The sequence below is a fragment of the Actinocorallia sp. B10E7 genome (assembly GCF_039871655.1).
Classification (GTDB): domain Bacteria; phylum Actinomycetota; class Actinomycetes; order Streptosporangiales; family Streptosporangiaceae; genus Actinocorallia.
Genome location: NZ_JBDPLZ010000023.1, coordinates 1 through 6,856, shown reverse-complemented (window position 1 = coordinate 6,856; position 6,856 = coordinate 1). Strand labels below are relative to the sequence as shown.

The following is a 6,856-nucleotide window of genomic DNA, read 5'->3' as shown; positions in this document are numbered from 1 at the left end:
GCCGCCCCCGACCGCCGGAGCTGCCGGCCAACGCGTGGATCAACAAGCCACCCACCACCCACCGAACCGACACACCACCACAAACCGCTCAAGCAAGCTGATGTCTCATTCGGTTTGACAGGTTCCGCAGGGGCGAGACCTCCTTCCATCTCTCGTCAGCTTCGGATCAGCCGCAGGAGCGCGTCCTTTTGCGTACCCGATAGGAAGGAGAAGCGATGCGCCGCGACCGTACTGGACCGAGAAAGGGAAAGAGGAAGGTCCTCTGCGCCAACAGAGGACCTTCCCAAAGGGCCCTTCCCACTACCCACTCTTCACCCAATGAAGTTCAGGATTTTCGAAAGGTCTTCAAATGAATAGTACCTTTAAAGGAGACTGTCCGGAGGAACCACGGAAGGTTCCTCCTCGGATGGCCCTCTTGGTCTGCGAGCTCATCGCAGTGGGCGTGACCTGCTACATCCTGTCGCTCAACCCTGTGGCCGGGACTGCCATCGGCCTGTTTCTCGGCTACGTCGCCCTCCGCTGGCACCGTAAGTAACCGCCCGTTCCCGCGCTGTCGCCCCGGCGACGGCGCGGGTCGCATGCCAAGGCCCCCGCCGTAGCGGGGGCCTCGGTGGTGCAGGGTCAGACGTCGGCCACCTCGCAGCGGCGCTCCCCCCGCTGCGGTCGGTATGTAGCCGTGGTCCCGCATCAGCCGTGAGTGGGCTCGTCCGTATATGGTCTCGCCCCGACAGTCGGTGGCGTGGCCGGCCTCGACGTGTCGCCTCTGGGCTTCGTGCCGGCAGGCGGTCGCCTTGAAGTGTTCGTGGTTCCAGTTGCCGCGGAAGCTGTTGACGAGCGCGGAGTCGTAGATCGCGGAGCTGGCCTCGGTCTCGAACTCGGCGTCGGCCAGGTCCCGGAGCTCGTGTCCCCACTCCAGCAGGCCGGGCTTGTAGCAGTCGCTGGAGGCCTCGAACTCTGTGACGGCGACGGGCCCGACGAGGCTGACGAGGTCGGTCTCGGTAGAGGCCTCAGCCATCGATCTTCTCCTCATCGCTGCGACTGACCGGCGCGGCACACTGTGCGAACCACTTCGCGGCCTTGACCAGGTGACGGTCACGGAGCCCGGACTTCGGCGACACCTGGACCACGAGATGCTCCCCCACCTCTCCCGCCTTGCGTCGCTTCGCTAGCTGGCTGGCGATGTTGTGCTCGTCGTCCAGCCAGACGAACGGCCGCCGACCGGCCCAGGCGGCAACGTGCTGCGCCTTCCACGCTCCGATGGTGAGCACCGAGTCCGGACCCGGATGAGTGGCTTGTTCTCGGCGAACTCGCGGCTGCCCGGACCGAAGCCCGAGGTGGTCACCAGTACTCCCTTGGAGGCTCCTTCTTGGAGCAGGGTCCCGTACAGATCACGCACCACGCTGGGGTCGATGGTTGAGGAGTACCGCTTGGCCTGGATGATGATCCGCCCACCGCGGATGGGGTCGGGGTCATTGGCGACCACGTCGACGCCGCCGTCTCCGGAACGCACTGTGAGGTGCCCCGAAGGGTCCGGACGACCTTCGGGGCACCTCAGACCTTCTTTGCACGCTGAGCTGATCGAGCAAGGGCCGGACTGACAGATCCACGTTCAGGTGCTTATGATGTCCGGGATGAAGAACAACTCCTCATACAGATCGGGGGAATCGTTCGCGCAAGGTGAGTGCTGATGGCATCCCACCTCGTGAACATGACTCCGGCCCATCTGCTGATGTGGCAGCGCGTGCGTGAGTACGCCGTACCACTGTCCATGATCGAAACCGCGACCGCACGGCGTGCGGTCGGTGACTGGGCGGGGGCCTGCGCCGCCGCTCGGATCGACATCGATTTCGATCTGCACGCCGTGCGCGACCGCCACGGCACCGAGTTCGTCACCCGCCTCAGAGCGGATCTGCGTCGGCTGGCACCGGATCTGCTTCGCTGGCACATGCCCCGCATCGCTCCCGACGGGCGGATCAGACCAGGCCTGACCATCTCCCTCAGCCGTTACGACCCGTCCGGCACCATGCCGTTGCAGCTGGTGGTGCGGACGCCGCCGGCTTGGGCGGACGCCGGCCAACGGATGTCCTTGGCTCTCTGGGAGGAGCACGGTGGCGGCGCCCCGAGGCACCATCCGCACCCACGTCCCGCCCGGCGCTTTCGGCTCGACCTGCACCGGCATCTATGGGACTCCAGCCGGTGCGGCGAACTGGCGTGGCGCTGCGGTGCGGACGCCGCGCCGGTCCCGGCACCTCCCGACCGGCCTCACCCGCTCGCCTGGCTGAACGGGCCGGTCCGGCCCGATTCCTCCAACCTCAACGATCACTCGTGGGCGTCGGCACGGTGGGCCGCCGAGGCCGAGCTGTTGCTGGAGGCGGAGGGCCGCCCTCGCGGGGCTTTCACCGTCCGGCTCGGCGCACGTGACCGCAGGGTGCTCGAACTCGTCGCCCCCGATGACAGCCATGTCCCGACGTTCCGACCGCTTCGAGAGGTGCTGCCGCCTCAGGTGGTCGCGGCGCTGCCGGTGCTACCGGAAGCGTCGGCCCGGATTCTTCCGGATCTGGCGTTGCTGCGTGCCGGGCTGGTCGCCGCCGACCGCCTGCATCCGCTCGTAGCCGAGGCGTTGTCGGCGTCCGGGGCGGAACCCGCTCCTGACCCTGAGCCGCAGCCCGGCGATCCCCACAGAGTGGAGTGCCGGGGCGAGATCCACCGGATCGCGCTGCGGGACGGGGTACTGACGGCGATCGACCACGACGCGGCACAGCTGCGCCGGGAAGAGCTACTCGTGGCGCTCGGTGGCCCCGCGTTGCCGTGTCTTCGGGCGATCGACGCGGTGCACCGCGACCCGCAGGCACTGCCCGCCGTCCGGGAACGGCTCGGCCACGGCGATGTCTCCGGGGCGCTGGCCGTGGTCGAAGGCCTGCTCGGTCCTGGTGCGGTCCTGCGCGACGGGCCACTGCGGGAGGCGCTGGAGTCGGCTGCGGCCCGCCGTCTCGACCACGGATTCTTCCGCTCTGGGCTGCGCCCCGTACACCCCGCCGCGACGCGCCCCGAACGGCGCAGCCGGGCGCGACTCCGTACCGGCCCAGCACGGGCAAACTGACCGTCCCGCGCTCGAACCACCCATTCCGCACGGGCATGGCCCTCCGTCTTCCGGCCATGCCGTCCCTTCCGATAACCCCAGGTGATGCCCATGATCTCCAGTACCCTTCTGCCCAACCCGGTCCTGACCTCCGGCGCAGCCGGAACCGACCCGCAACTCGCCCTCGCCGACGACCTCCTGGCCCTGCTGCGAACCACTACCACCGAGACGCGCCCCGACGAGCAGCTCGAAGCGCTCACCCTGGCCGTGGCGGCCGACCTGCCCGTGCTGCTGTGGGGCGAACCGGGCATCGGCAAGACCGCGGCTCTGACGCAGCTCGCCGCCTCGCTCGACCTGCCGCTGACGACCGTGATCGCCAGCGTCCACGAGCCGACGGACTTCTCCGGGCTGCCCATCGTCGGCGATGACCCGGCGACGCAAGGAGTGCCCATGGCGCCGCCGCAGTGGGCAGTGGACCTCGTACGTGCCGGACGGGGATTGCTCTTCCTGGACGAACTCTCCACCGCCACTCCGGCCGTTCAGGCCGCGCTGCTCAGGGTCGTCCTGGAGCGGAGAGTCGGTGCGTTGCAACTGCCGCCGGCGGTACGGATCGTGGCCGCTGCCAATCCGCGCGCCTCGGCGGCGGACGGGTGGGAGCTGAGCCCGCCGCTGGCCAACCGGTTCGTGCACCTGTACTGGGTCCACGACCGGGACACGGTGGTGCGCGGGCTGGGCGGTGTCTGGCCCCGGGCGCAGCTGCCCCGGCTGGCGCCGGAGAAGCTGCCAGAGGCGGCGGCGTACGCCCGACGCGCGGTGTGTGGATTCCTGCAGGCGCGGCCGACGCTCATCCATCGGCTGCCGAGCACCGAGACACGACGCGGCGGTGCCTGGCCCTCACCCCGGAGCTGGGAGGCCGCGCTGACCCTGCTGGCCTTCGGCACGGCGGCGTCCGTCTCGCGGGAGGTACTGGCGTTGCTGATACGGGGTGCGGTAGGGGACGGGCCCGGGCTCGAACTTCTCGCCCATCTGGACCGAATGGATCTGCCGGACCCGGAGACGCTGCTGGCCGATCCGGCATCCGCCGAGCTGCCGGTGCGGGGAGATCTACGTCAGGCGACGCTGGAGGCGGTGGTGGCCGCCGTGGGCGCACGGCCACAGCGGGAGCGCTGGGAGGCGGGCTGGGCGGTACTGGTTCGGGCGCTGGAGACCGGCGCCGCGGACCTGCTGGTCGCCCCGGCGACGGTCCTGGCCTCGCTGCGGCGTGACGACTGGGAAGTGCCGGAGGCGGTGGAACGGCTGGCCGGAGTGATCGGTCTCGCCAGGCGGGCGGACCAGTCGGTACGGCGGGCCACGGGGTCGTCCGACGCCGGGCGTACGGCGGGGGCGCGCCGATGACGGGGACCTCGAAGTCTCCGATGGGCCGGCCCGCACCGCCGCGCCGGGTGCGGGCCGCCGTTCCGGCACGCCCAAGCGGCTCCGGCGAGCCTGGCCTCCCGTTGGACCTGGAGAAGTTGCTGGCCGCTCGGCTGCACGCGGTGAAGGTCCGCCCCTACCTGGCGAGCGCGCTCTTCGCGCTGCACGTCGTGGAGGACCGTTCAGTGCCGACGATGGCGGTGGACGCGCACTGGCGCTGCTATGTCTCCCCCGGCTTCGTCGCGCGCACCCCGGTGGAGGAGCTGGCGGGCGTCTGGGTGCACGAGGTGTCCCATCTGCTCCGAGACCATCACGGACGGGGCGAGCGGTACGCGAAAGAGCAGGGGAAGGACGGACCGGGCGAGCGGCTGCGGCGGAACATCGCCGCCGACTTCGAGATCAACGACGACATCTACGGTGACGGTCTTCCCCTGCCCGCCGGGGCGGTCCTGCCGTCGATGCTGGGGCTGTCCGACGGGATGCTCATGGAGGAGTACCTGCGGACGGCTTCCATGTCCGGGCTCACCCCGGACCTGGCCTGGCTGGACTGCGGCAGCGGTGCCGACGGTCAGGACCGTCCGTGGGAGCTGGGGCCCGACGGGGCGCACGGTCTGAGCAGACAGCAGCGGGACGCGGTGCGCTTCCGGGTCGCCGAGGCGATCAAGGGTCGGCCTGGCGACGCGCCGGAAGGCTGGCGCCGATGGGCGGACGAGGCGTTCCATCCGCCTCAGCCGTGGCGGCAGTTGCTGGGAGCGGCGGTCCGCTCGGCGGCGGGAGCCCCGGGGGCAGGAGAAGACCACAGTTATCGGCGTCCGTCCCGGCGTGCGGCCGCTGTCCCCGGTGTGCTCCTGCCGAGCCTGCGCCGGAGTCCGCCCCGGGTCTGCGTGGTGATCGACACATCTGGCTCCGTGAGCGACGCCGAACTGGGCAGCGCCTTGCTGGAGGTGGCGGCGATCTCGCGGGCGGTGGGCGGCCGGCGCGACCTGGTGTCGGTGATCTCCTGCGACGCGGCGGCCGGGATCGCCGTCCCACTCTGCCGAGCCGAGAACATCGAGCTGATCGGTGGCGGAGGCACGGATCTGCGCTCGGGTTTCACCCGGGCGCTCCGCTCCCGACCCCGCCCGGACGTGATCGTCGCCCTGACGGACGGCCAGACCCCCTGGCCCTCCGAGCAGCCCCCCTGCCGCACCGTGGTGGGCCTCTTCCCGCGCCCGGCAAGCCCAGTGGACGAGGAAAACCCCGACTACACCCCGGAAAACCCGCCGCATTGGGCCCGCGTCGTCACCATCGCGTGAGAGACGACAAAGCCTCGGCTCCCTCAAGGGGCCGGGGCTGGTCGTAAGCGAGGTCCAGCGGAGAAACAGCGGTGCAGCGCAGGGCCTGCTGTCCGTCCCAGATCCCGGTGCAGCGGATACCGGAGCCGAGGTGATGGCCACCGAAGCCGAACCATGCAGCAACACCCAGATCCGCCTGGAGCGCCGGTCCCCCAACCGGGCGTCCCGGATGGGAAGAGGAACTGGGGTCGCGTCCATGCGGGAGGTGAGACAGTGTGACAGAGCTTTCCACGCGATGCGTGTCCAAGCCGCGGAGGTCTGTGAGCGGCGTAGTCCCAGAGGCGTGCTCTCCTCGCCTCTTCGATGCGAGGAGAGTCCCTTTGGTGGTTATCGTACGTCTGTGACGCTCACTGATGCGGAGATGGCTGTTCTGCTCGCGCCCGCCGGGCTCCGCTTCATACAGCGAAGGAGCCGGGAAGAAGTCCGATTGCCTCCGCTGCCGCCGGGGTACTCACCCGCGAGCGCCGGCCCCGAGCACGGCCGGTTCGACTCCGGCTCGGACGAGATAGCCGACGTCGAGGATCCGGACATGCCAGACAAGGTCAATGCGAGCTGGTTCCGGATGGCGACCGAGTACGGGCTCTTCAACGAAGAACGTGAATTCCTGCTTGCAGTCGACTATGCGCGAGATGACGAAGCCGACGGCGGAGAGGACCACAGGGCTTGGGCCTTGGTGCGGCTCCTCGACGACTGGGACTGGGTCGCAAGCGAAATAGATCAGCTTCGAAGCTGGATCGCGGGGACGTTCACGACGCGCTTCGTACCGGAGTTCACGGTGGCGTCCCTGAACGGGCGGACGATGATGAACACCACTGTCTGGGGCAACGGCACCGTCAGCACCATCGCCATACGCCCCGAGTAGGAGATCAAACGCGGAACCGCAAGAAGGTCCGGCTCCGCGTTCTAGTGGTCGCGCCCGTTAATTCGTCGGGGGTGGCGGGTCGAGCCAGGCTGTGGTGTCGCCGAGGTAGAGGCCGCAGGCGCAGTCGAGGGATTCTTGCGGGGTGCCTGCCGGGTATCCGCTGGGCAG

The 6,856-nt window shown here is 69.5% G+C and carries 6 protein-coding genes; 4 read left to right on the top strand and 2 right to left on the bottom strand.

The genetic code is table 11. The features are described 5' to 3' along the window. Window positions 1-325 precede the first annotated feature (325 nt). Both ABGB12_RS34960 and ABGB12_RS34955 read right to left on the bottom strand, forming a co-directional pair. Window positions 326-1,015, bottom strand: coding sequence for a hypothetical protein (locus ABGB12_RS34960; RefSeq protein ID WP_347684830.1), 690 nt, complete (start codon window positions 1,013-1,015; stop codon window positions 326-328). Next, window positions 1,008-1,268 carry a hypothetical protein gene (locus ABGB12_RS34955; protein WP_347684828.1) on the bottom strand — a complete coding sequence of 87 codons (261 nt, stop codon included), beginning with the start codon at window positions 1,266-1,268 and terminating at the stop codon, window positions 1,008-1,010. Before ABGB12_RS34955 ends, ABGB12_RS34960 begins: the two co-directional genes overlap by 8 nt. A gap of 419 nt (window positions 1,269-1,687) precedes the next feature. Between ABGB12_RS34955 and ABGB12_RS34950 the strand changes: the two genes are divergently transcribed. From ABGB12_RS34950 to ABGB12_RS34935, 4 genes are all read left to right on the top strand, one after another. Then, on the top strand, window positions 1,688-3,100 hold the full coding sequence (locus tag ABGB12_RS34950; protein ID WP_347684826.1) for a hypothetical protein: 1,413 nt from the start codon (window positions 1,688-1,690) through the stop codon (window positions 3,098-3,100). Between the two features lie 90 nt (window positions 3,101-3,190). Then, the gene (locus ABGB12_RS34945) at window positions 3,191-4,474 is read left to right on the top strand and encodes a MoxR family ATPase (RefSeq protein WP_347684824.1); all 1,284 of its coding nucleotides are present in this window, start codon (window positions 3,191-3,193) and stop codon (window positions 4,472-4,474) included. Window positions 4,475-4,575: 101 nt separating this feature from the next. Continuing rightward, window positions 4,576-5,787, top strand: a complete 1,212-nt coding sequence (locus tag ABGB12_RS34940; protein WP_347684822.1) for a VWA-like domain-containing protein — start codon at window positions 4,576-4,578, stop codon at window positions 5,785-5,787. Window positions 5,788-6,166: 379 nt separating this feature from the next. Next, window positions 6,167-6,688, top strand: coding sequence for a hypothetical protein (locus tag ABGB12_RS34935; RefSeq protein WP_347684820.1), 522 nt, complete (start codon window positions 6,167-6,169; stop codon window positions 6,686-6,688). Window positions 6,689-6,856: the final 168 nt, after the last annotated feature.

Bases quoted from the DNA above. Each gene is read 5' to 3' on its own strand.
- ABGB12_RS34960 (WP_347684830.1), bottom strand. From the start codon at position 1,015: ATGGCTGAGGCCTCTACCGAGACCGACCTCGTCAGCCTCGTCGGGCCC.
- ABGB12_RS34950 (WP_347684826.1), top strand. From the start codon at position 1,688: ATGGCATCCCACCTCGTGAACATGACTCCGGCCCATCTGCTGATGTGG.
- ABGB12_RS34945 (WP_347684824.1), top strand. From the start codon at position 3,191: ATGATCTCCAGTACCCTTCTGCCCAACCCGGTCCTGACCTCCGGCGCA.